Source organism: Culicoidibacter larvae, from assembly GCF_005771635.1.
Taxonomy (GTDB): Bacteria; Bacillota_I; Bacilli_A; order Culicoidibacterales; family Culicoidibacteraceae; genus Culicoidibacter; species Culicoidibacter larvae.
On sequence record NZ_VBWP01000001.1, the window covers coordinates 1 to 25,216 of the forward strand.

The following is a 25,216-nucleotide window of genomic DNA, read 5'->3' on the forward strand; positions in this document are numbered from 1 at the left end:
TCAATGAAAATGCTATTGCGCTCGTAATTTTAATTACTCTGCCCATACTTACCACCCTTTTTTATTATTCTATAGTTTTTTACAAATAGAAAAATCCCCCATAATTACACTGTAAATCAGGAGAATCCCTTATAACCTCGTTATTGAATCCCCCGTAAAAATGCGTTTAGTCATTTTCTATTTAACTATAATTTACTACAAAGTTAATCTAAATGCAAGCTTATTTTTATATTGCTGATTGATAATCATATTTTATATAATGTAAGCTAGTCATTATATTTTATATCTCGGAGGTATTTTAAATGAAAAAAATTGCTTACATGCGTGTTTCAACACTAGCTCAGAAGTTCTGTTCTCAGCGACAACAGCTCAAAAAACACGGCTACGACTTACTCTTTAAAGAGAAGATTAGTAGTCGCACTAAGGAGCGTCCGCAACTCAATAAAGCCCTTGCGCTCCTTGAACCAGGCGATGTATTTATTGTCTGTAAGCTTGATCGTGTTGCTCGCAGCACTAAAGAACTGTTAACTATTTTAGACTTTCTCAATCATAAAGATGTTTCATTTATTTGTATCAATGATAACATTGATACGACTACTGTGACTGGTAAGTTCTTTTACACCATCATCGGTGCTTTTGCGGAAATGGAGGCTTCTATCATTCGAGAACGTATTTGTTCTGGTCTTCAAGCTGCTAAAGAAAATGGTGTTCGTTTGGGTAGACCCAAGCTAACAAAAAAGCACCAGCATGCGCTTAGCCTTTATCAAAAGCAAACTCTTTCTGTCAAGGAGATTTCCAAACAATCCGGGTTAGCACTCTCCACTGTCTATAAACTTATTAAATCTCATAATCTTTCTTGATAGCAGAATAGAACCGTCCGCCAGTACCTAAAGATGCATCTTACGTTATCAGTCTGCTTCAAATAAAAAAACCGAAATAGCTTAAAAGCTATTTCAGTTTTTTTGTTCACTGAATACACAGATTTATTGTCCATTAATCACGTCCAAGTGATTCGCTCACCTCTGATTGAATCACTGAGACCTGAGGCCCATAAACAACTTGTACTGCGCCTTTAGTTTTTAACACACCAGCGGCTCCGGTAGCTTTTAGTGCAGTTTCATCGACTAACTGCTCATCGTGTACTGATAGTCGTAATCGAGTTGCACATGCATCAACATTTACGATGTTTGCAGCTCCACCAAGTCCAGCAATGATTTGTTCTGCACGACTGCCACCTGCTTGCTTTTCGTTGTAATCAGCTCTAGTATAGAGTTTTGACTCTTCATCATCAGCTTCTCGTCCAGGAGTTTGTAAATTGAATTTAAGAATAATGAATTTAAAAACAAAGTAATAGATGACACTATATACTGCGCCAACAAACAAGATTGGCAATGGATTCGAGCGGCTAAATTGTAATAACCCAAACAATACATAATCAATAAAGCCTCCCGAAAAAGTCTGTCCAACTCCAACCTGGAAAATATGCATTAACATGAATGATAAACCAGCTAATACTGCATGTATTGCATATAACACCGGAGCTACAAATAAGAACGTAAATTCGATTGGTTCTGTAATCCCCGTTAAAAACGAAGTCAACGCTGCCGCAAATAATATTCCCGCAATTCCTTTGCGCTTATTTGTCTTTGCAGTATGGTACATAGCCAAGGCTGCTGCTGGCAGCCCAAACATCATAAACGGAAACTTTCCAGCCATAAAACGCGCATACATTGGATCAATAATCGCAGTGTTCGGATCTGCAAGCTGCGCAAACACAATGTTTTGTGCACCTTGAATCATTTTACCACCAACCTCAAGAGTTCCACCGAGTGAAGTTTGCCAGAATGGTGTATAGAACACATGATGCAATCCAAATGGTATCAATGAGCGTTCAATAAGACCGTATAGGAACGTCCCGAAATAGCCGAGTGAATTAATACCATACGCTAAGATTGAAATACCATTTTGTACAAACGGCCAAACGAAATAAAGGAGAATGCCAATAAAGATCATGGTTACTGCTGTGACAATTGGCACAAATCGAGTACCACCAAAAAACGAAATTGCTGCTGGTAACTCAATTTTATAAAACTTATTATGCAGTGCAGCTGTTAGTAATCCAACAATAATTCCAGCAAATACACCCATATTTAGCGTCTGCATCCCTAATACTGTTGTTTGACCACCCAAAGCCTGTTGAGTTCCTATCGCACCATTTAACGCACTACTATAAGCCAAAGGATCATTTGCCAACTGCGTTAACTGTCCGCCAAGCTCAGGAAACTGTTCTAATGTATAGCCTAAATCAATCAACTTTGCACCCCAGCCTATATGCAGAAGCGCAGACATTGTCGCCGTAAGGACTAAAAATCCAACCAGTGATGCAATAGCAGCTGTTGCTTTTTCTGTATTAGCCATACCAATTGCTACTCCTAATGCAAATAATACTGGTAAATTTGCAAAAACAACATCTCCTGCTGCTTTTAAAATTGTAAAAAATGAATACCAAATCGTACCATTACCCATGAGCTCATTAAGCCCATATAAAGACAAGTTAGTTTCATTAGTAAATGTTGCTCCAATTGCTAACAATAATCCGGCAATTGGTAAAATAGCAATTGGTAGCATAAATGACCGACCAATCCGTTGCAAGGTTGCAAAAATTCCATTGTTCATATACTATCACCCTTAATCTAAAATTACTTTCTTCCGGTCCCCCCACTCTGAAAGATAGCAGTGAAATAATAGCATTTAGTTGCCATGATTGTCAATAACTTCTTGACATGGCATATTTGGGATATCATTATGTAATAAAAAAACAGCCCCAAATCGAGGCTGCATCTCAAAAGAATATACTCACAAAAGAGCGCTATGAAATTGCACACGTGCACATGTTTGCTATTTCATTGTATCATACTAGGTCTTGGTCTGCAATAACGGTGTTCACTCAAAATATTCTGCTTTTGATTCTAGTTCAATGTATCCAGCAAACTCCATTTTTATTGTGTTTTCGTCTAAGTTCATGTACTGAATGTATTTTAAAACATCTTTCGGAATTTTCATCGTTTCAATATCATAACTATATCGTATTTTTAGTGCCCTTACGAATGCTGCTGTCTGTCTTCCATCGAGTCTCTGCATATATGGTTTAATACACTCTTTAAAGACAAACTTCCTATACTGTTGTTCAAGATTAATCATTCTCACTACTCTATCCATCCTATTAGTTTTACTTTATGGTATCATACTATTATTATATTTTGTAAGGGCATTTTAGCATTGTTTTTCTTCAAACATTTACTATATTGTGATTGCTTAATTTATATTATATACTAATGTATAGGGAATGAATTAAATTAACAATAAACTAATTTTTGAGGAGTGACCAATGATGAAACTATTTAAACTCTTATTCAGTATTGCTCTTTTTGCATTTATGATTGGATCGACAGTATTTATTCAAGAAAACAGAACAGATATTGTTCATGCGGCTAGTACATCAACACCTCCACCGGCAGCTGTCAATGAAATATTTCCAGATCCTAATTTAGCAGCAGTCATTGCAGGTACCTTAGGTGTTTCGATAATTGATGTTGTTACGCAAACACAATTAGACGGTTTAACTGATTTGGGTGCTTCATATAGTAATATTGGTTCTATCGATGGAATTGAATATTTGCCGAATCTAGCTTATTTTTATCTAAATGATAATCAAATCAGTGATATTAGTCCGTTAGCTAGTACAAGCTTTTCGAATCTATCTTACTTAGGTTTTGGAAAGGCAACAGTTTAATGTACAAAATTAAGTTAGACACTGTTGCTTAAACTGAACCGGAGAAAGATATTGAAGTGAAGGGTGAATGCGTTTGTGATTAAACCAAAATATATAACTAGCTAATTCGCTTTGTAAGTGTTAAAGCGAAGTAAACCAGCGGCGATGTATAAATTCGGTTTTCACTATCTTAAAGGTACTTTCAGCTACCGCGTTATCATGTGGAGTTCCCTTACGCGAGAGGGAACGCTGGATGTTGAATGTTTTAAATAACTCATCCAAGATGTAGTTGTTAAATTCGCTCCCTAGATCACTATGGAAAATTTGTATATCTGCTAAGTTTCCTGGAACTTTTGCTAAAGCTTGGTAGACAAGATGGGCAGTTTTATGCTTTCCTGCCGCATAGCCAATTATTTCGCGGTTTGATAAATCTAAGATTAAACATACATACAGTGATGACTGACTCGTACGTATGTTAAATCGCTCACAACTACTTCCCGAATTGACTTGTCATTAAACTGGCGATTCAAAACATTGGTTGTTGGTGATTGATTAGTCGATTCACGTTTCAATCGATATTTTTTCGTTGTATAGGCTGAAACTAATCCGTATAATTTCATTAATCGACTTATTCGCCGGTGAGAAACGCAAAAACCACGTTTAGCTAATTCCACCTTGAACTTACGAGTACCATAGACAGATTGACTATCTAAGAATATCTCCTTCAAGATTGGTCTGACTGGATCAATCTTTTTTTGTTTATATGTGTAATAACTCTGCCGGCTTACCTGAAGCAAGGAACACATTCTACTGACGGGGTATTTATGCTTATTAGCACGAATGAGTGCTATTTTCGTCCCATAATCAGCGCGGCTTGCTTTAGGATATCATTTTCCATAAGGAGCTGTTTATTTATTTTGCGCAGCTCAAGAAGTTCATTTTCGGCATCACTTCGGTTATCAGAGACTGAAAATGAGCCCGATGTTTGAAAATCTTTCGTCCATTTAAGAATTGTAGATTTTCCTACTTGATAGGTTTCTGCTAGCTCACGAGCTGTTTTTCCTGATTGATACAACTGTACAATTTGTTGTTTAAATTCTTCTGTAAATCGCTTTACTTTTTTCGACATACTAGTTACCCACTTTCATATGTTTTCTGTTTTTTTATTCTATCATGTCTATCTTTTTTTGTATTTTTTATTGTAGCCTATCCATTCCAATACCCCCATTATTGCGGTAGTTAATTCCTTATCCTCTTTTTCTAACTGATCTTTCTTATTCTGCCGACGAGAGCGATGATAAAACGTTGACCTTCTAATTGAAAATGCCTCACATAATGTATGTATACTATACTCCTTTTCAATAGAGAAAATAGCATCAATTTTTGCATCCAAGTTAGATTTTTGGGTGCAACCTGTTCTATTATAAATTTCTATATATTTTTTTATTTTCTTATTTTCTCCTCTAAGAGTTGAATTGTTCTATATGAGTATATTTTTCCAGATGTAGAAATCCTTCGCCTATAGTTTTTAATCCAGCTATAAATAGTACTTTTAGGTATACTGTACTCTATTGCTAATTCCCTCACTGTTTTCCATTTTCAAATTGCCTTAGAATCTCATCTCTAATTTCTATCTTATGCACATTGACCATAACCATCACCCTTAATTTGTATAATAAAAAAACAGATTCATGGAACCTGTTTTAAAAATTAATTTGATGATATATCTTGAATTGGAATTTCTAATAAATAGTGTCAAATAAAGTGTATCCAACTCAAATGGTGCGGGTGACAGGAATCGAACCTGCACACCGTGAGGTACTAGATCCTAAGTCTAGCGCGTCTGCCAGTTCCGCCACACCCGCATGGTTTGCAATCTATTTGATTGTTCGCAGTTTTGCACTACGCTCCTAATTATACAATTTGCACAAAATAATGTCAATTGAATATCGGCACTTTCAACCATATATAGATGAAACTTTTCCCTTTGTTGGAAAGCCTGGACCAAGGCGGCGGATTAACCGCCGTCTTGGTCAAAATTTGGCATAAAAAAATACCTTCTGGAGGTATGCGTTTCAAATATGAAATGGTGACCCGTACGGGATTCGAACCCGTGTATGCATGCGTGAAAGGCATGTGTGTTAAACCGCTTCACCAACGGGCCGATAAAACTTGTTAAATTTCCGCTACTCATTGTCAGACCTCGTCGCCTCAGTCGTTACTTACCGAAGTAAGATCCTCCCTTACCGTCTCGCTCTTTCGCGATTATCGAAAATTTTCCTGCGTTTTACAAAATAATCTTATGGTGGGCCTAAATGGACTCGAACCATCGACCTCACCCTTATCAGGGGTGCGCTCTAACCAGCTGAGCTATAGGCCCATAAGACAAAAATAACAGCCTAAACTTCTTATTTATTCCATCAAGAAGGCTGTTCCCACTTAAATAAAAAATGGAGCGGGTGATGAGAATCGAACTCACGCTAAAAGCTTGGAAGGCTCTTGTTCTACCATTAAACCACACCCGCGTCATATCAAAGCATATTGTTTAAAGTTCTTGTCAGGAACCTGTTGAGAAAACAATTCATTTTGATTACTAGTATTCAATTAAGAATGGCGGTCCCGACGAGAATCGAACTCGCGATCTCCTGCGTGACAGGCAGGCGTGATAACCGCTACACTACGGGACCATTGGTGGCGGGGGCCGGATTTGAACCGACGACCTTCGGGTTATGAGCCCGACGAGCTACCAGACTGCTCCACCCCGCGATATAATAGGGATATTCTGGATTTAGATAATGGCGGAGGAAGAGGGATTCGAACCCCCGCGAGCTGTTACACCCCTGTCGGTTTTCAAGACCGATCCCTTCAGCCGGACTTGGGTATTCCTCCGTAATCATGAAACTTCTATAATAATGGTGGACCCTGTAGGACTCGAACCTACGACCGATCGGTTATGAGCCGATAGCTCTCACCAACTGAGCTAAGGGTCCGTGTTATAAACTCGAATTGGTAGCGGCGGAGGGACTCGAACCCACGACCTTTCGGGTATGAACCGAATGCTCTAGCCAGCTGAGCTACACCGCCATGTTTGGATGCTTATTATAAAAATTTAATGGTGGAGCATAGCGGGATCGAACCGCTGACCTCCTGCGTGCAAAGCAGGCGCTCTCCCAGCTGAGCTAATGCCCCATTAAATGAAAATAACTTTACTGTTTGTAAAGATAATAATGGTCGGGAAAACAGGATTCGAACCTGCGACCCCTTGGTCCCAAACCAAGTGCTCTACCAAGCTGAGCTATTTCCCGGCAAAAAAAAATATATGGCGCGCCCGGCAGGAGTCGAACCCACAACCTTTTGATCCGTAGTCAAACGCTCTATCCAATTGAGCTACGGGCGCAATATATATTAGATGGTGCCTAGGGCCGGAATCGAACCGGCACGGGTGTCACCACCCGCAGGATTTTAAGTCCTGTGCGTCTACCAGTTCCGCCACCCAGGCAATTAATAATCCCTTAGGATTATATTATATACTATTATTAAAACGTTTTCAATAATAAATGGTGTCCCGTAATGGACTCGAACCATTGACCCTCTGATTAAAAGTCAGATGCTCTACCAACTGAGCTAACGGGACGAAATATAAATGGCTGGGCCAGCTGGATTCGAACCAGCGCATGACGGAGTCAAAGTCCGTTGCCTTACCGCTTGGCTATGGCCCAATATTTCGTTATTGGCTTTCGCGCCATACCACTTTAAGAATGGTGGCTCAGGACGGAATCGAACCGCCGACACAAGGATTTTCAATCCTTTGCTCTACCGACTGAGCTACTGAGCCAATTATGCTTGATAAATTCTCCAATTTCATCGTCAAGTCATCGATTCGCCAGGTCGTCACGCTGCGTCCGAATGCTCTAAAACATTCGGTGGGCAAGTACTCTCGGGGTGCTTACCGAAGTAAACTCCTCCTGTCTCGCTCGACTTTCCTCGAACTTGAAAAATTTCTCTGCGCCTAATGATTTGTCTTTACCTATTAGTTCCTTGTAGTGTTTCAGGAAAACCATATAATGGCGGTCCCGACGAGAATCGAACTCGCGATCTCCTGCGTGACAGGCAGGCGTGATAACCGCTACACTACGGGACCGTGAAAATTGAAATGGTGACCCGTACGGGATTCGAACCCGTGTATGCATGCGTGAAAGGCATGTGTGTTAAACCGCTTCACCAACGGGCCAACTGGCGCCCCATTCAGGACTCGAACCTGAGACCCCTTGATTAACAGTCAAGTGCTCTAACCAACTGAGCTAATGAGGCAATTCTCATTTTATAGGCAACGAATATATGATATATTTTTTCCACTAATTTGTCAACAGTTTTTCAGGTATTTTTGCAAACTTTATCACTTTAAGCACAAATTACGTGAATGATTTGACAAAATTAATACAATTCTAAGTAAGGCTTCATTAAATGCTCTTTTTTTCTTTAGAAAAGCAAGTAATTCCGCGGGACAATTCCGTGCTCGGACTTGTCCCGCGACACCTATCATTCCTGTGGCGTAATTACAAAACCGATTTCACCTTGAAGGGCAACTTTACCATCAACTTTGGCAACAGCCTTTCCGGTTCCAAAAACCCGCTCACCCATTTTCTTTTGAGCAATCATATCAACCCGCAATTCCAAAGTATCACCTGGAACGACTTGCTGACGGATTTTCACTTTATCAATTGACGTAAACATTCCCAGTTTACCTCTATGTTCTTCCTGCGCTAACATACCTACACAACCAACTTGTGCCAAGGCCTCAACAATTAATACACCCGGCATAACTTGGTACTGCGGAAAATGACCAACAAAATGCGGTTCATTAGCAGTCACGTTCTTCTTGCCGACAATATAAAATTGCCCTTCTTCATTCTCGCCAACCTCAGTAATTACATCAACAAGTAAAAACGGGTAGCGATGAGGAATAATCTCTTTAATTTGTTCATTATTATAAACAATTGCCATACTCTTTTCTCCTCCTAAATTACATATGAAAATATTGTTTGAAAGCGATTGAAATCGTAGGAAGCTGTATAGACTTGCGAAGGAGCGTATCTAAATATACGTGACTGAACAAGGCTATACAGTTTTCTTAGATTGCGAGCGCTTTTCATCAATATTTTATTCGGAATATTTCTTGAAAATCAAAGTAGCATTATGCCCACCGAAACCTAATGAGTTGCTAAGTGCATACTCAAGGTTTTCAACTTCACGGCCAACCTTTGGCACATAGTCCAAATCAAGTTCCGGATCCACATTTTCAAGACCAGCTGTTGGTGGTACAAAACCCTCGCGGATTGCCTGAATGCAGGCAATCGCTTCAACGCCGCCTGATGCACCTAATAAGTGGCCTGTCATTGATTTAGTTGAACTAATCGGAACATTGTAAGCATGTTCGCCAAGCGCGCGTTTAATCGCGATTGTTTCAAATAAATCGTTATATGGTGTTGAAGTTCCATGGGCATTAATGTAACCAATTGCTTCTGGTTGAATGCCGGCATCATCAATTGCTTGCTCCATTGAACGCGCCGCACCGGCTCCATCCGGAGCCGGGCTGGTCATATGGTAAGCATCACCGCTGGCTCCATACCCTACAATTTCAGCATAGATTGTAGCGCCACGTTTTTTAGCATGCTCAAGTTCTTCTAAAATAAGAACGCCTGCACCTTCACCCATAACAAAACCGTTGCGGTCTTTGTCAAATGGGATTGAAGCGCGGTCAGGATTATCTGAACCACTTAATGCTGTCAGTACTTCGAAGCCTAAAACACCATCGCGAGTGAAGGCTGCTTCGGTACCGCCGGCAATCATGACATCAGCACGATCTGCGGCGATGATTTTAAAAGCATCGCCGATTGAGTGGCTGGCTGCAGCGCAGGCAGTCACGACACTGGTACAGTGTGCTTTGGCTTGGAATTTAATTGAAACATTCCCTGCCGCCATGTTTACCAACATCATTGGTAAGAACAATGGTTGTGGTTTTTTCTTGCCTTGCAAAAACTTTTTATCGTACTGGTCTTCCCAAGTACGCATGCCGCCAACACCGCTACCAAGAATTACACCCATGCGTTCTGGAGTATAGTTTTGATTTTCAACATCAAAACCAGCATCTTTAAATGCTTGCGTTGTTGCTGCTATTGCATAGTGAGTAAACATATCAAAACGTCGCAGTTCCATTCTAGGCACCCAGTCAAGCGGATCGAAATCCTTGATTGTTGCTGCAACTTTTGTTTTCATATCACTAGTATCAAATTCGTCAATCATTTTGATACCGTGTTTCCCGTTTTTCAGGTTTGTCCAAAATGTTTCAACATCGTTTCCGACTGGTGAAATAACACCCATTCCGGTTATAACTACTCGTCTTTCCATACTATTTTTACCTCCAAAATTTACATGACCATGCCGCCGTCAATTGTCAGCGTCTGTCCGGTAATATATGATGCCATATCTGAGCTTAAGAACGCCGCCGCATTAGCAACATCCTCTACGTTTCCTAAAACTTTCATTGGCACTAATGTAAGAATTCCTTCTTTTTGTGCGTCAGTTAATTTATCAGTCATATCTGATTTAATAAACCCTGGCGCTAACGCATTGACACGGATGCTGCGACCGGCAAGTTCTTTGGCTAAAGATTTTGTCATGCCGATAAGTCCTGCTTTCGAAGCTGCATAGTTAATTTGTCCGGCGTTACCAACTAAACCGATAACTGAGGCCATATTTACAATAGAACCTGATTTTTGTTTCAACATAATCGGGGTTACGTTTTTCATCATATTCCATGCACCTTTTAAGTTAACATCGACGACTGCATCAAAGTCTTCTTCTTTCATACGTAACATTAATGTATCACGAGTGATTCCGGCATTATTTACCAAGATATCAATTCTTCCAAAATGCTCAACGGTTTGATTGACGATGCTTGCGGCATCGTCAAATTTTGAGACATCTCCCATAACACAAAACGCATCTACGCCAAAGGCTTTCACTTCTTGAGCAACCGCTTCTGCTTCTGCAAGTCCGGCTTCATTTAAATAATTAATTGAGATACTAGTGCCAAGCTCAGCAAATTTAAGTGCTGTCGCCCGGCCAATACCACGGCTGGCACCAGTAATTAACGCTACTTTGTCTTTTAAGTTTAACATATTTATTTACCTCCTAAAGCAGTCACTGCCGCCTCTAAAGTTTCCTCATTCTCTACTACATAAACCGGAATCTCCGAATTAATTCGTTTAAGAAAGCCGCTTAAAGCTTTACCTGGTCCGATTTCAACAAATGCTTCTACTCCGTCTTCGATCATCGCATGAATCATATCTTCGAAATATACTGGTGAACTGACTTGGCGAACAAGCAGCTCAGCAATATCGTCATTTGATTGAATATAATTACCGGTAACATTTGTCATTACCGGAATATTTGGTTTTTCCATCGTAACTTCTGCCAATGCTTCCGCAAGTTTAACTCCTGCCGGTTGTAACATAGAAGTATGGAACGGGCCGCTGACTTTCAAAGGCATAACCCGAGCTCTTTTTTCTTTTAAAATGCTGCTGGCTGCTTCAACTGCCGCTGGCTGTCCGCCAATAACGATTTGTCCCGGACAGTTAAAGTTAGCTGCTTCAACGATGCCGACACTGCTAGCTTCAGCACATGCGGCCAGAACCGTATCAGGGTCAGCCATCAAAACTGCTGCCATGGTACCCTCACCTGCCGGCACTGCTTCTTGCATGTAACGCCCGCGTTTGTTGACCAGCGGTATCAATTCTTCAAGCTGGAATACACCCGCTGCATACAGCGCGGTGTATTCCCCTAAACTTAATCCCGCAACGACATCCGGTACAATATCTTTTTCTTTCAATACTGAATAAATTGCTACACTGGTCGCTAAAATTGCCGGTTGTGTATATTCAGTTAAATCTAATTGTTCTTTTGGTCCTTCAAAGCAAAGTTCCTCAAGGTTAAACGGGAGCACACTGTTGGCGATATTATACACCGAAAGAGCTGTTTGATAGTTATCAGCCAGCTCTTTTCCCATGCCAACATATTGTGCACCTTGTCCTGCAAACAAAAATGCAATTTTCATATGTTTTCCAACCTTTCAAATAAAAGGGCAGCACGGCCGATATATACTCGTGCAGGTGCTGCCTTTTTTCATAATAAGATTATGCTTGATCGATTTTGTTAACGATGTCGCCAACAGTTACGATTTTTAACAATTCTTCTTCTGGAACTTCGATTCCGAATTCAGCTTCAACGTCCATTACAACTTGCATTACTGATAATGAATCTGCTCCTAAGTCGTCTTGGATTTTTGAATCCATTGTTACTTCTTCAGGATCTACTCCTAATTGGTCTACTAAAATTGCTTTTACTTTATCAAATGTTGTCATTTGTATTTCATCCTTTCGATTCTTGCGATTTTTCATACATGTATATTATATGATATTTGGGCCTACCATTCAACTAAAATTGTTCCCCAAGATAATCCGGCGCCAAATCCGACTAACATGATTCGATCACCTGGTTTTAAAATTTCTGCTTCATCCATTTCGCATAAGGCAATCGGGATTGAAGCAGCTGATGTATTTCCGTACTTATTCATATTGAGAAAGACCTTCGTTTCCGGAATTCCCATGCGCTTAGCGACATAGTTGACAATCCGTTCATTTGCTTGGTGAAAGACAAAGTGATCAATATCTTCCATCGCCAAATTGGCTTTATCCAAGACAATCTCAATTGCTTCCTGTGTTGTTTTAACTGCGAACTTAAAGACTTCTTGTCCCGCCATACGCACATACTGCTGCTTTTCCGGCGGCTGTTCGTCTAGAAACGGCAACGGATCATGCACATTGTAGAGCAATAATGATTCATTTGCATCACGTTTAGTTGATAAGTGACTCGGCCCGATTTGTCGGTGGTCACTTTTACCGATAACTGCTGCCCCGGCACCATCACCAAAGAGTACTGCCGTTGCGCGATCACTCCAGTCAAGGACGCGCGACAAAGTTTCGCTACCAATAACAAGAATATTCGTATATTCGCCGCTAGCCATCATTTTTTCAGCTATGTCCAATCCGTATACAAAGCCGCTGCACGCGACATTAATATCAAAGCACGGGCATTGGTGGTCAGTTTCAAATAATTTGAGTACTGCACCACTGGTTGTTGGCATTACATATTCACTGGTTATCGTTGCTACGATAATCATGTTGATGTCTTCAATAGTTAGTTTGGCTTTTGTTAATGCCGCATCTGCTGCTTTATAAGCCAGCATGGCAGCATCATCATAAGCAACAACCCGTTCACGGATTCCGGTTCGTTGCGAAATCCATTCATCCGATGTTTCCATAATTGTTGATAGATCATTGTTGTGCACAACAACTCCGTCAACACATTTTCCGACACCAAGTATACGTCCGTAATTACTCAATGACATCACCGCCTTTTGTCAAGTCTTCTTCTGCAGCAATTTCAGCTGATGTTGATTCAATGAGATCAAGTACGTGTAGAAAGCCGGCATATTCAGTTTCAGTTACTTTTTTAGCTATACGGGCTATCAACGTAGTAATATGCATCATTGATATTTTAGTTACTTCTTCACCATGTTCAGTCAATGATATATAGCTGATGCGGCGGTCATCCTTATCTTTTTCCCGTTGCACATAGCCTTTTTTCTCAAGCCGTTGCACAATCGGAGTTAAAGAACTGATGGTAATATTCATCTTGTTAGCAAGTGTCCCCAGAGAAACTTTCTTCATTTGACTGATATAGCGAATTGCACGAACTTCATGCAAAGTTAAATCAGTAACACCATGCTTGGCAAGAAATTCTCTTTTCACATCAAGAATTTGATGACCGGCACTAATATATTTATTGGCTAAATCAATAGCCCAATCATTTAATTCACTTTTTTTGAATTCCATTGCATTATTCCTCCTCGCTGGTTCTTTTATTCTCTAAAGAATAGCGGAAGACGCCCATTTGGCGGAATTTATTATAACGCTCACGAACAAGTTGTGTGTCTTTTTTCTTCATCAATTCCGGAAGCTGGTTCAAAAGATAGCGGCGGATAGCTTTAACAACAATATCAATATCATATTGCGCGCCTCCGGCCGGTTCTTTAATAACCGCATCAATTAAAGAAAACTCTTTAATTTCTTTAGCAGTGATTTTCATCTTCTCAGCTGCTTCCTGCGCCCGTCCGGCATCTTTCCATAAAATTGATGCAAATCCTTCCGGAGAAAGAATTGAGTAGATTGCATTTTCCAGCATTACCACCCGGTCAGCTACGGCAAGCGCCAATGCACCGCCAGAACCGCCCTCACCAATCAATATCGAAATAATCGGTACCTTCAAGTTTGAAGATTCCATCAAAATCCGCGCAATCGCTTCGCCTTGCCCGCGCTCTTCAGCACCCAGACCAGGATAGGCACCTTGCGTATCTACAAAACAAATAACCGGTCGGCCAAATTTTTCTGCCTGTTTCATTAAACGTAGTGCCTTACGGTAACCTTCAGGATTTGGCATCCCAAAATTTCGCTCAATGTTTTCAGCCGTACTGCGCCCTTTTTGCTGAGCAATAACCGTAACCGGAAAATCATCAATAGTAGCAATACCACCAATAATCGCCTTATCATCAGCATAGTGACGATCACCATGCAGCTCAATAAAGTCACGGAATAATAAATCCATATAATCAAGGGCCGTTGGCCGTTCCGGCAAACGTGCTAACTTGACCCGGTCCCAAGCGCTAATATCAACGCCGGCTTTACTGCGAATAATATTTATCTCTTCTTCAATCTCACGCATCTGGATAGCAACTGCCGAATTATCATTTTGTTCGCGTAGTGCCTGTAACTCAGATTCCAATGCTTGTAATTGATCAATATACTTTTTACTCATCGTTAAACACTACTCCTTCACATGATATTTAATTAAACGGGCAACAACGTCCCGCAAATTTTTACGTTCGGCAATATAATCAACAAAACCTTTTTCCAGCAAAAACTCTGCTCGCTGAAAACCTTCAGGCAATTTCTGCATAATCGTCTGCTCAATAACCCGTGGACCGGCAAAACCAATCAACGCATTTGGCTCAGCAACAATAATGTCACCAAGACTCGCAAACGAGGCAGTAACTCCGCCGGTAGTTGGGTCAGTTAAAATTGACACATAAAGGAGTCCTGCTTCACTATGCCGCGCAAGTGCAGCAGACGTTTTGGCCATCTGCATCAGCGAGAATAATCCTTCTTGCATCCGCGCCCCGCCGGAAGCCGAGAAAATAATCAGCGGTAAGTGATCTTTGGTTGCCCGCTCAATTGCGCGGGTAATCTTCTCACCAACAACACTACCCATACTCCCCATTAAAAAGTAGCTATCCATTACTGCGATTACACAATCACGACCACGTAATTTGGCATAACCGGTAATGACTGCTTCAGCAAGTCCAGTCGACTCGGTTAAAGCATCCACTTTTTCCAGATAGTTTGGAAAATCCAACGGATTTTCAGTGCGGATATAGCGATTGAACTCGCGAAAGGAATCCGCATCGGTAAACATTTGCACGCGGTCGCGGGCACGCATTCGGAAATGGTGGCCGCAGCGCGGGCAAACAAATTGGTTGTTAACAACTTCTTCGGTATGCAATACTGACTCGCAGGCATCACATTTCGAATATAAGTTATCAGGAACGTCTATTTTAGTCACTTCAACCGGCTGGCGATAGCGCAGAACCCGTTGCTGACGTGTTTTAAAAATATTCATTATTATTTTTCCTTTCGATCAGTCTTCGCTAACATTTGCTTGGCGATGAATGATGTATCAAAGTTTCCAAGTATAAAACTTGGATGGTTAATAATTGAATACTGGAAGTCAATATTATTTTTGATATCAAAAATAATAAACTCTTCTAATGCACGACGCATCTTTGCGAGTGCTTCTTCACGGTCTTGACCGTAAACAATCAGCTTGGCAATCATTGAATCGTATGTTGGCGGAACTGTATATCCTTGATATACAGCACTGTCAATACGTATGCCGTTACCGCCTGGCAACACTAATGTGCTGATTTTTCCCGGGCTCGGGCGGAAATCATGCTCGGGGTCTTCGGCATTAATCCGACACTCAATCGCATGACCGCGAATTTGAATATTCTTTTGCGTGAATGGCAACTCCATTCCTGCGGCAATGCGGATTTGTTCTTTAACCAAATCGATGCCAGTTATCATCTCCGTTACCGGGTGTTCAACTTGAATACGGGTGTTCATTTCGATGAAGTAGTAGTTGTTTTCTTTATCAACTAAGAACTCAATAGTTCCGGCGTTACGGTATTTTACATTTTTAGCCAGCTTCACGGCGTCGTTACCCATACGCGCCCGCAATTTATCATCAAGAAAAACTGATGGTGCTTCTTCAATCATTTTTTGGTTACGGCGTTGCACTGAGCAATCACGTTCACCTAAATGCACAACATGCCCATGATGATCAGCTAAAATCTGGAACTCAATATGTTTTGGCTCAACAATAAATTTTTCCATATATACGGTTTCATCACCAAACGCTGCCTGGGCTTCCATTTGGGCCGCTTTTATCATAGCTTCAAGATCAATTTCACGCTCGACGATACGCATACCTTTTCCGCCACCGCCGCTTACTGCTTTAATCAGCACCGGATATTGAATACGTTTAGCTAATTCTTTAGCTTCTTTTAAATCAGTGAGAATTCCATCGCTTCCGGGAACAACCGGAACTTTGGCACGCATTGCAGTATCACGTGCTTGCGCTTTATCACCCATTTTTTCAATTGTTTCTGATTTTGGGCCAATAAAAACAATGCCGCACTCTTCGCAGCGCCCGACAAATTCAGCATTTTCTGATAAGAAACCAAAACCGGGGTGAATTGCTTGTGCACCCGTTGAAATCGCTGCACTTAAAATCGCAGTCATATTCAAGTAGCTTTCCGTTGCTTTAGCCGGTCCAACACAAATTGCCTGGTCAGCTAATTGAACGTGCAACGCATCTTCGTCACCTTTGGCGTAGATGGCAACTGTCTCAATACCCATTTCATTACAAGCGCGAATAATACGAACCGCAATTTCGCCCCGATTGGCTATTAATATTTTTGTAAACATGTGTTATACTCCAACCTTTCGTGTCAAAGCATTGAGAAACGCTCGCAATCTTTAAAAATTAATAAAAATTGCTCGGTCACGTATGTTAGAATACGCTCCCTCCCAATTTTCATCAATTTCCTTTGATTTCAAGCGTTTTCAAATACTTTGCTTAATTTATTAATTAGGCTTCAAATTCAAAGATTGGTTGATCAAAAGCAATAACATCGCCATTCTCAACACAAACCTTAGAGATTGTTCCTGCGAAAGGTGCTTGAATTTCGTTCATAACTTTCATCGCTTCAATAATGCAAAGCACTTCTCCTTCAGCAACTTTTTGACCGACTTTAGCAAAAGGCGGGTCAGTTGGTGATGCTGCCGAATAAAATGTTCCTACTAGTGGCGAAAGCACTTCTTTGCCTTTGTTGCTTGGTGCGTCGTTAGCTGCCGCTGCGTTAGTTGTCTCAACTACAGGTTGTACCGGCATAGCTTGTGGCATTGGTGCAAGAACCGTTGCTCCTTGTACATCACGCTCAAGACGAATTTTTGTATCTTTTTCAGCTATTTCGATTGCTGTTAAATCACTTTCTGAGAATAAGTCCATAACCTCTTTGATTTTTTTAATATCCATAATATTAAAAATCCTCCTATTCGATATCCGAAAATTTGTTTAGCTACAAAGTAAACTCGGTGTCCTTACGGGAAAGTCTGTTTCCCCGGAAGGACACTCGGCTTTCGCTGAAGAAGTGAAAAAAATTTTGTTTACTTCATGTATATGATATATAATTATGGTATAAACGTCAAATCATTTTGACATTCAAAACTATAGGAGGCTTATTTTTTATGATCATCAAACCGACAATCCGAATGAATGTTGCTTTCAATGCTCATCCACTCGGTTGTAAACAATATGTAGAGGAACAAATTGCATATGCAAAAACGCAGAAACCTTTTGCTGGACCAAAGAAGGTTTTAATCCTGGGGGGATCTACCGGATATGGGCTTTCAAGCCGAATTGCTTTGGCGGTCGGCAGCAATGCTGATACCATTAATGTGTCATATGAAGCGGGCCCTGGTGGCAGCCGCACCGGAACTGCCGGTTGGTGGAATAATGTTTATTTTGAAGAATATGCCAAAAGTGCTGGCTTGATTGCCAAAGACTTTATTGGCGACGCCTTTAGTGATGCTGCCCGCGATGCAGTTATCAACTATATTAAGAATGAATTTGGCGGAAAAATTGACTTACTGGTGTACTCAGTTGCTTCAGGAAAACGTCAAGATCCGAAAACCGGCGAAACTTATACTTCAAGTTTAAAAGTAATCGGCGAACCGTTAACCGGCGAAACCATTGATATCGGAACCGGCAACGTAATTGAACGCACGCTGGAACCAGCCGAACAAAGCGATATTGATAATACCGTGAAAGTTATGGGTGGTGCTGACTGGAAACTTTGGGTAGAAGCTTTAAATGAAGCCGGCGTCCTCGCCAACGGCTTCAAAACCGTGACTTATTCTTACATCGGACCAAAAGCGACAGAGCGCATTTACCGCAGCGGTACAATTGGCAAAGCGAAAGAAGACATGGAGCAAACTGCACATGGGTTAAATAGCTACTTGGAAAACTCTGTACACGGTATGGCTGCCAGCGTTGTCTGCAAAGCAGTGGTAACTCGTGCCAGCAGCGTCATCCCGATTTTCCCAATGTATGGTGCCGCCTTAATGAAAGTCATGAAGGCTCACAACATCGAAGAAAAAACCGATGCGCAAATTTATCGCTTTATGCAAGAAATGCTGTATGGTGATAAACCTGAAATCGATGAAGCGGGACGCTATCGTCCGGATGCGTGGGAAATGCGCCCGGAAATCCAGGCAGAAGTTGATGCAATTCTCGAGCAAGTAACGGCTGACAACTATCGCCAGCTCATGGACATCGATGGATTCATCGCTGACTTCATGCACCAAAATGGATTTGGATATGACAATATTGACTACGAAGCTGATTTGGATTTAGAAACTTTAAATGCTGATAATCAGTTAGAGAAACTATAAAAAAGAAAAGGCGATACGGCCAGAAGCTGTATCGCCTTTTTCTTTATAATAAATCATATGTAATGCAAATATTTTTCCCGGTTCTTGGATCAGCGACAATCTCGCCGTCAATATTAAATACTTCTCGCAATACTTCTTTTTCCATGACATCATTTGCCGGACCATATTTTACAATCTGTCCGTCTTTCATGGCAATCATGTTATCAGCAAATCGCGCCGCCAAATTTAAATCGTGCAACACCATGACGATGGTGCGTTCTTCTTCCTGATTCAAGGCGTGCAACAACTGCAAAACTTCAAGCTGATGTGCTAAGTCCAAATAAGTTGTTGGCTCATCCAGCAAGATTAAGTCGGTTTCTTGCGCGACTGCCAGCGCAATCCAGACACGCTGGCGCTGGCCGCCCGAAAGGGCGTCAAGTGAACAATTGCGCAACGCAGTGATGCCGGTTGCTTCAAGTGCCCAGTCAATGACTTTCTTGTCAGCTTCTTGCAAGCGGCCAAAGCCGCTTTGATGCGGATAACGACCGTAAGCAATAAGCTCCTCAACCGTCATCCCGTTTGGTGCTTCCGGCGATTGCGGCAGAATCGCCATTTGTTTAGCAACCTCTTTAGTAGTTTGTTTTGATAAAGCAAGATCATTTAGGATTATTTCACCGCTAACGGGTTTTATAATCCTAGCTAAAGCTTTAAGCAACGTCGATTTACCACATCCATTCGGGCCGATAATAACCGTTATTTGCCCTTTTGGAATCAGCAAATTCATTTCTTCAATAATTTTGTGCCCTTCATAGGCCACATCAATATTTCTGGTTTCTAAGCTATACATGCAATCACCTCCTGTTAATTCTTCGCACGCATGAGTAAATATAAGAAGTATGGCGCGCCGATAATCGCGACAATAATTCCGGTCGGCACTTCCATTGGCTGCAAAATAATTCGCCCTAAAGTGTCCGCCAGCAATACTAAAATTGCACCACACAACGCCGAAGTCGGTAACAGATACTTATGATTAGAACCAACCAGCGACCGGGCAACATGCGGCCCAATCAAACCAACAAACGCAATATTCCCGCCGGCAGCAACACAAACCCCGGCTAAAAGCGCTGCAATTAACAAGAATAGCAACCGCTGCCGATTAATATTAACGCCAAGTCCCAGCGCCATATCATCACCTAAAGTAATTGCATTGAGCACACGGCTTTTGTAGAAAACGAAGCCAAAGAGGATGACAATCACCGGCACGGTAATTGCCACGCTCAACCAAGAAGCATTCCACACATTACCAGCAAGCCAGATGGAAATCAAACGATACTGCTCCTCGCTGAGTCGCAGCGAAAGCGCCGTTGAAGCCGCCAGCAACCCGCTGCCGACACCAACTCCGGTTAACACTAGCCGCGTTGCTGAGGTTACATGGCCTCGCTTGTAGCTCAGCCCGTACACCAGCGCCATCGCGGCGATTGCACCGCCAAAAGCAATAATTGGCATCAACCAAGCCGGAGCACTGCCAAGGCCACCAAAAAATAACAGTACTAAAACAATTGCCAAGCCGGCACCGGCATTAATACCTAAAATTCCCGGATCCGCTAAATCGTTGCGGCTTACCCCTTGCAAGATACATCCCGAAACAGCCAAACCAATACCTATACAGATTGATAATAACATTCGTGGCAGCCGGAATTCAAACAAGATTAAATGCTGCTTACTGCTGCCCATACCGAGCAATGTTTGAATAACCTCGAATGGCGAGAGCTTTGAAACGCCCGTTGCCATACTAATCATAAATAATATAATAATCGTCAGCCCGAGGGCTGCGATTATTAATAGTTTTCTCCTACTAGTCAATCAACAGCACCTCCTATATACCTTTAATATCTTTTCTGACCACATGCAAAAAGAATGGCACGCCAATAAGCGCAACCACTGCTCCAAGCGGCGTCTCATATGGTGCATTAATCATTCGCGCACCAAAATCCGCCAGCACTAGAAAAAGTCCGCCTAAAACTGCTGAACAAGGAATAATATAACGGTAATCAGATCCTACAAAATGCCGAACAATATGAGGAATCAGCAACCCTACAAAGCCAACTGCTCCAACTAACGAGACCGAAGCACCTGCCAAGATTAAAACAACGAGCAACGATAGGATTTTTACTAAGCCTACACGTTGACCTAAACCAATCGCCATTTTTTCTCCAAGGCTAAGTACTGTAATTGATCGACTTAAAAGCACTGCCAACAGCAAGCCGATAACAATAAAAGGTGTGACAAATGCTAACTGATCCCAAGTGACGATAGCTACACCGCCGGCAGTCCAGAACGCAAATCCTTGGGTTAAATTGAAATAAAGCGCAATCGCTTGGCTGATGGCAATCATCAACATTGAAATACTGGCACCAACCAATACTAATTTTGCCGGTGTAAAAGCACCGCGTGCTGCAGCGCTAATTCCATAAATAAGCAAAAGACTTATACCAGCACCAACAAAAGATGCCGCCAACAAGCCTAATTGCGACATGGCTGGAAAAAAGGCGAAGCAAATGGCGATGGCGAAGCCTGAACCGGCATTCAGCCCAAGCAAGCCGGCATCAGCCAACGGGTTGCGGGTTACACCCTGCATAATTGCCCCCGCCACCGAAAGTGCGGCACCAACAATTACTGCTACCAAAACCCGTGGCAAGCGTAACTCCCAAATAATCTGATGTGGCAGCAAACTCATGTCTGGCGCAAAAATTGCCTGCCATACTGTTGCCAAATCAAAATTTGCCGCCCCTAAAGAAATAGATAATGCAACGGCAAAAAGCAGTAAGACAATTCCAATCAGAATCGTCCACACTGCTTTCACATAATTATTTTTGGTTGTTATCTGTGTGCCCTTGCTCATGTCAATTAATTACTCCCTGTTGTTGTTCCGGTAAAGCTATCAACAATCATGTCAATTTGCTTATCCAAAGAGATAAAGTCAAAAGCACGAAACACATCAGAATCAACTTCATAAACCATATTATTTTTTACAGCATCTAAGCTTTTCCAAACACTGCTATCTTTCAATTGATTAGTTAAATCTTCAGCTTGCCATTGCAATAAGAAAATTCGGTCGCCGGCATATTCAGGTACAACTTCCATTGCAATCGGTGCAAAAATAACTTTTGCATCAATCAATTCTTTCTGCACGCGTTCAGGTGCTTTGAATCCCAGATCATTGTACAATAGACCACCACCGCCTTGAGTATTACCTTGAACATATATGTCACTAGGGAATACATCAAATACCGTAACCACAACACCCTCATCAATATATGATTGTAATTTTGTTTTTGCTTCAGCAATACGAGCATCAAATGCATTTAATACATTTGTTGCAGCATCTTGCCAACCGGTTACTTCGCCTAATAAAGTCATTCGCTCAGTATTCGTATAATTTGATGGTGTAATATAAATAGTCGGTGCAATCTTAGAATACTGTTCATACTCAGATTCACTCATTGTGATAATCAGATCTGGCTCTAACTCAGCAACTTTTTCAAAAGATACCGCTCCATAATCACCAACATTGGTTACATTATCAACCAGTCCTGCAAATTGCGGACTCTGTAACAACAAATTAGTTCCCCCGACCGGTGTAATTCCCATCGCTAGCAAGTCCCCCAAGAAATAATCAGTAACAATCTTCTCAGACTTTATCGGAATTTCAATAGTTCCCTTTTCTGACTCAAACGTACGTGTTTCTTGAGTTGGTGTAGATGTACATGCAGCAAGACTCACTGCAACTAATACAAGCGCCATAAAACCACTTGCTTTCTTGATAAAACTCACGTTATTCACTTCTTTCCCTAAATTGGAACGATTCCAATTTAATACTCGTTTCATTTTTGTGATTTATGTAACAATAAATCCCAGCTCTATTAAAATAACATAGTTCTCGATACGAAGTCAAACAAAATCGTAATAATTCTGATTTAGCTTATTTGTGAAGCTTTCCTACTGAGAATTAGTGATTAATTAAATTTTTCTGATATATATTTATTCACCAAAAGATTATAATATTTCGCTCAAATATGGTAATTTAATGGTATAATTTGACTAAAAATGTGATGAACAGAATAAAACCAAAAAGGAGGAAGCACTTTGCAACAAACTAATGATTTTACCAAAAAGCTAGGCGCAACTTTTCATCAAATCCGAATCAATAAAAGAATGTCGCAGACTCAAGTGTGTGCCGATAAATTTACCCAACCAACATTGGCAAACATTGAGAAGGGCAACATTCGTACCTCATATGAAAACTGCATTCATATTGCCAATCAATTAAACATTGGCCTTGATGAACTCAACTACTTAGTAAACAATAGTAAAAACACCCCAGTTGAAGAAATCAACTCATTAATGCGCGGCTTTTCTGATGCGCACACCAAAGAGCGATATGAACAAATACAAAAACTATGTTTGAAATATTATAAAGCTACTGGCAACCAAGCCTTTAAACAACTTTATAAATTAGTATCTGCTCGTAAAATCTATATTGAAGATTTTGATATTAACCAGTCCAGAGCTCTCATCCTCGAAATATGGGATGAACTAAAAGAAATGGATAAATGGTACTTTTTTGAATTACGTCTTTTAGCCTCTGTATTTCTTGCATTACCCTACGAGTCAGCAATTGCTGTTGCTAAACGAGCAATTGCCGACCTTGAAACATATAATCAAATTTTTGAAACCCGAGAAATTCAAGTAAAATTTTTAATCAATGCAGCCCTGCTTTCAAATATGGAACACCGATATAATGAAGCAATCATCTGGAGTAAAAGAGCACTGGACTTCGCATACACCAACAATTTGACCTCGTTTCTATCAGGTGCTTACTACCAGCTCTTCATGTCTCACTATCAAAACAATGATAAATCCGGCGCCGAATCAGCTTTGCACCAAGCCATCGTACTTGCATTTATGCACAAACACCAGCATGTGTTGAAAAAATGGCGCAGTCAGGCAAAAAATATTTGCCGCTATCCCGAAGAAAAATTTGATATCTTGATTGAAAAAATATCACAGTTTCTAGAAAAAATATAGTTTAAAAGAGAGCTATGTAAACATAGCTCTCTTTTCTCATTCTCCATCAACACTTACTCGCGAATCAATATAGCTGTTAAACTTGTCCAGAATCGCCTGATTGTCCCAATCATACTTCGCAGCATTCTGCTTATATCTTTTAATCCGTTCCGGATCCTCTAATACTTTTTTTAACCCTACATAGAAGTCAGTTCGGTTGTTATCAACAATCCAGCCATTCACATCCTGATCAATAATTTCTTCAATTCCGGCAACGTTTGTTGAAACAACCGGTGTACCGCAAATTAAACTTTCAATACAAACGGTAGGTAATCCTTCATATTTAGACGAAAGCACAAATAAATCTGCTGCCCGCATAAATTTATATGGATTTTGTTGCATACCCCAGAATGTAACCGTATTTTCAACATTCAGCGTTTTAGCTAACAGCTTCAATGGCATCTCTTCTACGCCACTGCCGACAATATGCAGATGATGGGGGATGCCATCATCTAAAATTTTACTGTGAGCCCAAATCAACCGCTCAAAGGCTTTTTGCCGGAACATTCGCCCACAGGCAACAATATTAATCCCTTCAGGTTCAAAAGAAAATTCTTCTTTCTTCTGCTCACTAATTCGCTCAACTTGTTGCAAATTATATAAAACATCAGTTATACCAGATAAACTCGGAAACTGACCATCAATTGAATTCTTTACCTTTGTCGAAACACAATAAATTTTATCAAACTCACGCATGACCTTAGAAAAATTAATAAATCCGGTTGCTCTAAAATCAAAAACATCAGCGTCAAAATGAATCCAAGCCAGACGCAACGCTTTAGTCTTTCTGGCCGCCATAAAGTTTGGTGCCCCGCCCCAATCAGAAAAGGCAACCTCAATATCATAATCATCACCAAGCTTACGATTGATTACCCAACGTGCTAATCTAGGCATTGACCCCAAAAGCCAAACGAAAAACATTGTCACTGGCGAAACAGTTTGAAAAGGAAGCAACTTAATTACATTTACGCCTTCGGGCAAAAGATATGAAACATCATCTTTTTGAGTTAAACTCAACACATCAATATCATATTTATCTTTAATATGATGAATCAGATTAATCATAACCCGTTCCGTTCCACCCATTGATAATGAGTAAGTCATAAATACAATTTTTTTCTTCTTTTGCATAAACTCTTGCTCCTTG

At 40.9% G+C, this 25,216-nt stretch carries 22 protein-coding genes, 19 tRNA genes and 1 pseudogene; 4 read left to right on the forward strand and 38 right to left on the reverse strand.

The window, feature by feature from the left end:
* Window positions 1-302: 302 nt before the first annotated feature.
* Window positions 303-860 carry a recombinase family protein gene (locus tag FEZ08_RS00005; protein WP_138189665.1) on the forward strand — a complete coding sequence of 186 codons (558 nt, stop codon included), beginning with the start codon at window positions 303-305 and terminating at the stop codon, window positions 858-860.
* A gap of 133 nt (window positions 861-993) precedes the next feature.
* On the opposite strand, the gene FEZ08_RS00010 is transcribed toward FEZ08_RS00005, so the two are convergent.
* Window positions 994-2,676, reverse strand: a complete 1,683-nt coding sequence (locus FEZ08_RS00010) for a PTS transporter subunit EIIC (RefSeq protein ID WP_138189666.1) — start codon at window positions 2,674-2,676, stop codon at window positions 994-996.
* Between the two features lie 267 nt (window positions 2,677-2,943).
* Entirely contained in the window at window positions 2,944-3,141 is a 198-nt protein-coding gene (locus tag FEZ08_RS00015; protein ID WP_138189667.1) for a hypothetical protein, read from the reverse strand.
* A gap of 247 nt (window positions 3,142-3,388) precedes the next feature.
* Between FEZ08_RS00015 and FEZ08_RS00020 the strand changes: the two genes are divergently transcribed.
* Window positions 3,389-3,793 (forward strand): internalin N-terminal domain-containing protein, encoded by a 405-nt coding sequence (locus FEZ08_RS00020; protein ID WP_138189668.1) that lies wholly within the window; start codon window positions 3,389-3,391, stop codon window positions 3,791-3,793.
* 9 nt (window positions 3,794-3,802) lie between these two features.
* Here FEZ08_RS00020 and FEZ08_RS00025 read toward each other — a convergent pair.
* The 31 genes and pseudogenes from FEZ08_RS00025 to accB all read right to left on the reverse strand — a co-directional run bounded on the left by FEZ08_RS00025 (window position 3,803) and on the right by accB (window position 17,545).
* Window positions 3,803-4,901, reverse strand: a pseudogene (locus tag FEZ08_RS00025) (IS3 family transposase).
* A gap of 651 nt (window positions 4,902-5,552) precedes the next feature.
* Window positions 5,553-5,637: transfer RNA gene (locus FEZ08_RS00035), tRNA-Leu, on the reverse strand.
* A 222-nt stretch (window positions 5,638-5,859) separates the two neighbouring features.
* Window positions 5,860-5,936 (reverse strand) — tRNA-Glu (locus FEZ08_RS00040).
* A 139-nt stretch (window positions 5,937-6,075) separates the two neighbouring features.
* Window positions 6,076-6,152, reverse strand: a tRNA-Ile gene (locus FEZ08_RS00045).
* A gap of 71 nt (window positions 6,153-6,223) precedes the next feature.
* A tRNA-Gly gene (locus tag FEZ08_RS00050) sits at window positions 6,224-6,297 on the reverse strand.
* A gap of 86 nt (window positions 6,298-6,383) precedes the next feature.
* A tRNA-Asp gene (locus FEZ08_RS00055) sits at window positions 6,384-6,459 on the reverse strand.
* 2 nt (window positions 6,460-6,461) lie between these two features.
* Window positions 6,462-6,538: transfer RNA gene (locus tag FEZ08_RS00060), tRNA-Met, on the reverse strand.
* Window positions 6,539-6,568: 30 nt separating this feature from the next.
* Window positions 6,569-6,661, reverse strand: a tRNA-Ser gene (locus FEZ08_RS00065).
* Window positions 6,662-6,685: 24 nt separating this feature from the next.
* A tRNA-Ile gene (locus FEZ08_RS00070) sits at window positions 6,686-6,762 on the reverse strand.
* A gap of 17 nt (window positions 6,763-6,779) precedes the next feature.
* Window positions 6,780-6,856 (reverse strand) — tRNA-Met (locus tag FEZ08_RS00075).
* Between the two features lie 29 nt (window positions 6,857-6,885).
* Window positions 6,886-6,961: transfer RNA gene (locus tag FEZ08_RS00080), tRNA-Ala, on the reverse strand.
* A gap of 39 nt (window positions 6,962-7,000) precedes the next feature.
* A tRNA-Pro gene (locus tag FEZ08_RS00085) sits at window positions 7,001-7,077 on the reverse strand.
* Between the two features lie 15 nt (window positions 7,078-7,092).
* Window positions 7,093-7,169, reverse strand: a tRNA-Arg gene (locus FEZ08_RS00090).
* A 13-nt stretch (window positions 7,170-7,182) separates the two neighbouring features.
* Window positions 7,183-7,271: transfer RNA gene (locus FEZ08_RS00095), tRNA-Leu, on the reverse strand.
* A gap of 59 nt (window positions 7,272-7,330) precedes the next feature.
* Window positions 7,331-7,406: transfer RNA gene (locus tag FEZ08_RS00100), tRNA-Lys, on the reverse strand.
* 10 nt (window positions 7,407-7,416) lie between these two features.
* Window positions 7,417-7,491 (reverse strand) — tRNA-Gln (locus FEZ08_RS00105).
* 40 nt (window positions 7,492-7,531) lie between these two features.
* Window positions 7,532-7,607 (reverse strand) — tRNA-Phe (locus tag FEZ08_RS00110).
* A 230-nt stretch (window positions 7,608-7,837) separates the two neighbouring features.
* A tRNA-Asp gene (locus FEZ08_RS00115) sits at window positions 7,838-7,913 on the reverse strand.
* A 13-nt stretch (window positions 7,914-7,926) separates the two neighbouring features.
* Window positions 7,927-8,003: transfer RNA gene (locus FEZ08_RS00120), tRNA-Glu, on the reverse strand.
* A gap of 3 nt (window positions 8,004-8,006) precedes the next feature.
* Window positions 8,007-8,083: transfer RNA gene (locus tag FEZ08_RS00125), tRNA-Asn, on the reverse strand.
* Window positions 8,084-8,311: 228 nt separating this feature from the next.
* Window positions 8,312-8,776, reverse strand: coding sequence for a 3-hydroxyacyl-ACP dehydratase FabZ (gene fabZ / locus FEZ08_RS00130; RefSeq protein ID WP_138189670.1), 465 nt, complete (start codon window positions 8,774-8,776; stop codon window positions 8,312-8,314).
* 156 nt (window positions 8,777-8,932) lie between these two features.
* The gene (gene fabF / locus FEZ08_RS00135) at window positions 8,933-10,180 is read right to left on the reverse strand and encodes a beta-ketoacyl-ACP synthase II (RefSeq protein WP_138189671.1); all 1,248 of its coding nucleotides are present in this window, start codon (window positions 10,178-10,180) and stop codon (window positions 8,933-8,935) included.
* A 20-nt stretch (window positions 10,181-10,200) separates the two neighbouring features.
* On the reverse strand, window positions 10,201-10,953 hold the full coding sequence (gene fabG / locus FEZ08_RS00140; protein WP_138189672.1) for a 3-oxoacyl-[acyl-carrier-protein] reductase: 753 nt from the start codon (window positions 10,951-10,953) through the stop codon (window positions 10,201-10,203).
* 2 nt (window positions 10,954-10,955) lie between these two features.
* Window positions 10,956-11,888, reverse strand: a complete 933-nt coding sequence (gene fabD / locus FEZ08_RS00145) for an ACP S-malonyltransferase (RefSeq protein ID WP_138189673.1) — start codon at window positions 11,886-11,888, stop codon at window positions 10,956-10,958.
* 79 nt (window positions 11,889-11,967) lie between these two features.
* Entirely contained in the window at window positions 11,968-12,195 is a 228-nt protein-coding gene (acpP, locus tag FEZ08_RS00150; RefSeq protein ID WP_138189674.1) for an acyl carrier protein, read from the reverse strand.
* A gap of 62 nt (window positions 12,196-12,257) precedes the next feature.
* A complete protein-coding gene (locus FEZ08_RS00155; protein WP_171014847.1) occupies window positions 12,258-13,235 on the reverse strand; it encodes a beta-ketoacyl-ACP synthase III in 978 nt (325 codons plus the stop codon).
* Window positions 13,228-13,728, reverse strand: coding sequence for a MarR family winged helix-turn-helix transcriptional regulator (locus FEZ08_RS00160; RefSeq protein ID WP_138189676.1), 501 nt, complete (start codon window positions 13,726-13,728; stop codon window positions 13,228-13,230). The genes FEZ08_RS00155 and FEZ08_RS00160 overlap by 8 nt, the downstream gene beginning before the upstream one ends.
* Before the next feature lie 4 nt (window positions 13,729-13,732).
* Window positions 13,733-14,707 (reverse strand): acetyl-CoA carboxylase carboxyltransferase subunit alpha, encoded by a 975-nt coding sequence (locus tag FEZ08_RS12300; RefSeq protein WP_138189677.1) that lies wholly within the window; start codon window positions 14,705-14,707, stop codon window positions 13,733-13,735.
* Window positions 14,708-14,716: 9 nt separating this feature from the next.
* Window positions 14,717-15,568, reverse strand: a complete 852-nt coding sequence (accD, locus tag FEZ08_RS12305; RefSeq protein ID WP_138189678.1) for an acetyl-CoA carboxylase, carboxyltransferase subunit beta — start codon at window positions 15,566-15,568, stop codon at window positions 14,717-14,719.
* Window positions 15,569-15,570: 2 nt separating this feature from the next.
* On the reverse strand, window positions 15,571-16,935 hold the full coding sequence (locus FEZ08_RS00175) for an acetyl-CoA carboxylase biotin carboxylase subunit (RefSeq protein ID WP_138189679.1): 1,365 nt from the start codon (window positions 16,933-16,935) through the stop codon (window positions 15,571-15,573).
* A 163-nt stretch (window positions 16,936-17,098) separates the two neighbouring features.
* Window positions 17,099-17,545 (reverse strand): acetyl-CoA carboxylase biotin carboxyl carrier protein, encoded by a 447-nt coding sequence (accB, locus tag FEZ08_RS00180; protein ID WP_138189680.1) that lies wholly within the window; start codon window positions 17,543-17,545, stop codon window positions 17,099-17,101.
* Between the two features lie 212 nt (window positions 17,546-17,757).
* On the opposite strand from accB, the gene fabV reads away from it, so the two are divergent.
* Complete coding sequence (gene fabV, locus FEZ08_RS00185) at window positions 17,758-18,963, forward strand: enoyl-ACP reductase FabV (RefSeq protein WP_138189681.1); 1,206 nt, start codon at window positions 17,758-17,760, stop codon at window positions 18,961-18,963.
* 43 nt (window positions 18,964-19,006) lie between these two features.
* Here the strand turns inward: fabV and FEZ08_RS00190 are convergent, their stop codons facing one another.
* The 4 genes from FEZ08_RS00190 to FEZ08_RS00205 are packed head-to-tail and all read right to left on the reverse strand — an operon-like array spanning window position 19,007 to window position 22,776.
* Complete coding sequence (locus FEZ08_RS00190; protein ID WP_138189682.1) at window positions 19,007-19,789, reverse strand: ABC transporter ATP-binding protein; 783 nt, start codon at window positions 19,787-19,789, stop codon at window positions 19,007-19,009.
* A 14-nt stretch (window positions 19,790-19,803) separates the two neighbouring features.
* Window positions 19,804-20,805 carry a FecCD family ABC transporter permease gene (locus FEZ08_RS00195; protein ID WP_199287979.1) on the reverse strand — a complete coding sequence of 334 codons (1,002 nt, stop codon included), beginning with the start codon at window positions 20,803-20,805 and terminating at the stop codon, window positions 19,804-19,806.
* 13 nt (window positions 20,806-20,818) lie between these two features.
* On the reverse strand, window positions 20,819-21,844 hold the full coding sequence (locus FEZ08_RS00200) for a FecCD family ABC transporter permease (protein WP_138189683.1): 1,026 nt from the start codon (window positions 21,842-21,844) through the stop codon (window positions 20,819-20,821).
* A gap of 5 nt (window positions 21,845-21,849) precedes the next feature.
* Window positions 21,850-22,776: an ABC transporter substrate-binding protein gene (locus tag FEZ08_RS00205; protein ID WP_171014848.1), complete on the reverse strand. Its 927-nt coding sequence runs from the start codon at window positions 22,774-22,776 to the stop codon at window positions 21,850-21,852.
* 312 nt (window positions 22,777-23,088) lie between these two features.
* Between FEZ08_RS00205 and FEZ08_RS00210 the strand changes: the two genes are divergently transcribed.
* A complete protein-coding gene (locus FEZ08_RS00210; RefSeq protein WP_138189685.1) occupies window positions 23,089-24,030 on the forward strand; it encodes a helix-turn-helix domain-containing protein in 942 nt (313 codons plus the stop codon).
* Between the two features lie 36 nt (window positions 24,031-24,066).
* On the opposite strand, the gene FEZ08_RS00215 is transcribed toward FEZ08_RS00210, so the two are convergent.
* Complete coding sequence (locus FEZ08_RS00215) at window positions 24,067-25,200, reverse strand: glycosyltransferase (RefSeq protein ID WP_138189686.1); 1,134 nt, start codon at window positions 25,198-25,200, stop codon at window positions 24,067-24,069.
* Between the last annotated feature and the right edge of the window lie 16 nt (window positions 25,201-25,216).

Excerpts from the sequence above, each read along its gene's own strand:
- fabV (WP_138189681.1), top strand. The coding sequence starts at position 17,758 with ATGATCATCAAACCGACAATCCGAATGAATGTTGCTTTCAATGCTCAT.
- FEZ08_RS00160 (WP_138189676.1), bottom strand. The coding sequence starts at position 13,728 with ATGGAATTCAAAAAAAGTGAATTAAATGATTGGGCTATTGATTTAGCC.
- FEZ08_RS00010 (WP_138189666.1), bottom strand. The coding sequence starts at position 2,676 with ATGAACAATGGAATTTTTGCAACCTTGCAACGGATTGGTCGGTCATTT.
- FEZ08_RS00015 (WP_138189667.1), bottom strand. The coding sequence starts at position 3,141 with ATGCAGAGACTCGATGGAAGACAGACAGCAGCATTCGTAAGGGCACTA.
- fabZ (WP_138189670.1), bottom strand. The coding sequence starts at position 8,776 with ATGGCAATTGTTTATAATAATGAACAAATTAAAGAGATTATTCCTCAT.
- FEZ08_RS00020 (WP_138189668.1), top strand. The coding sequence starts at position 3,389 with ATGATGAAACTATTTAAACTCTTATTCAGTATTGCTCTTTTTGCATTT.
- FEZ08_RS00005 (WP_138189665.1), top strand. The coding sequence starts at position 303 with ATGAAAAAAATTGCTTACATGCGTGTTTCAACACTAGCTCAGAAGTTC.
- acpP (WP_138189674.1), bottom strand. The coding sequence starts at position 12,195 with ATGACAACATTTGATAAAGTAAAAGCAATTTTAGTAGACCAATTAGGA.
- fabD (WP_138189673.1), bottom strand. The coding sequence starts at position 11,888 with ATGAAAATTGCATTTTTGTTTGCAGGACAAGGTGCACAATATGTTGGC.
- FEZ08_RS12300 (WP_138189677.1), bottom strand. The coding sequence starts at position 14,707 with ATGAGTAAAAAGTATATTGATCAATTACAAGCATTGGAATCTGAGTTA.
- FEZ08_RS00175 (WP_138189679.1), bottom strand. The coding sequence starts at position 16,935 with ATGTTTACAAAAATATTAATAGCCAATCGGGGCGAAATTGCGGTTCGT.
- fabG (WP_138189672.1), bottom strand. The coding sequence starts at position 10,953 with ATGTTAAACTTAAAAGACAAAGTAGCGTTAATTACTGGTGCCAGCCGT.
- FEZ08_RS00215 (WP_138189686.1), bottom strand. The coding sequence starts at position 25,200 with ATGCAAAAGAAGAAAAAAATTGTATTTATGACTTACTCATTATCAATG.
- fabF (WP_138189671.1), bottom strand. The coding sequence starts at position 10,180 with ATGGAAAGACGAGTAGTTATAACCGGAATGGGTGTTATTTCACCAGTC.
- accD (WP_138189678.1), bottom strand. The coding sequence starts at position 15,568 with ATGAATATTTTTAAAACACGTCAGCAACGGGTTCTGCGCTATCGCCAG.
- FEZ08_RS00190 (WP_138189682.1), bottom strand. The coding sequence starts at position 19,789 with ATGTATAGCTTAGAAACCAGAAATATTGATGTGGCCTATGAAGGGCAC.
- FEZ08_RS00200 (WP_138189683.1), bottom strand. The coding sequence starts at position 21,844 with ATGAGCAAGGGCACACAGATAACAACCAAAAATAATTATGTGAAAGCA.
- accB (WP_138189680.1), bottom strand. The coding sequence starts at position 17,545 with ATGGATATTAAAAAAATCAAAGAGGTTATGGACTTATTCTCAGAAAGT.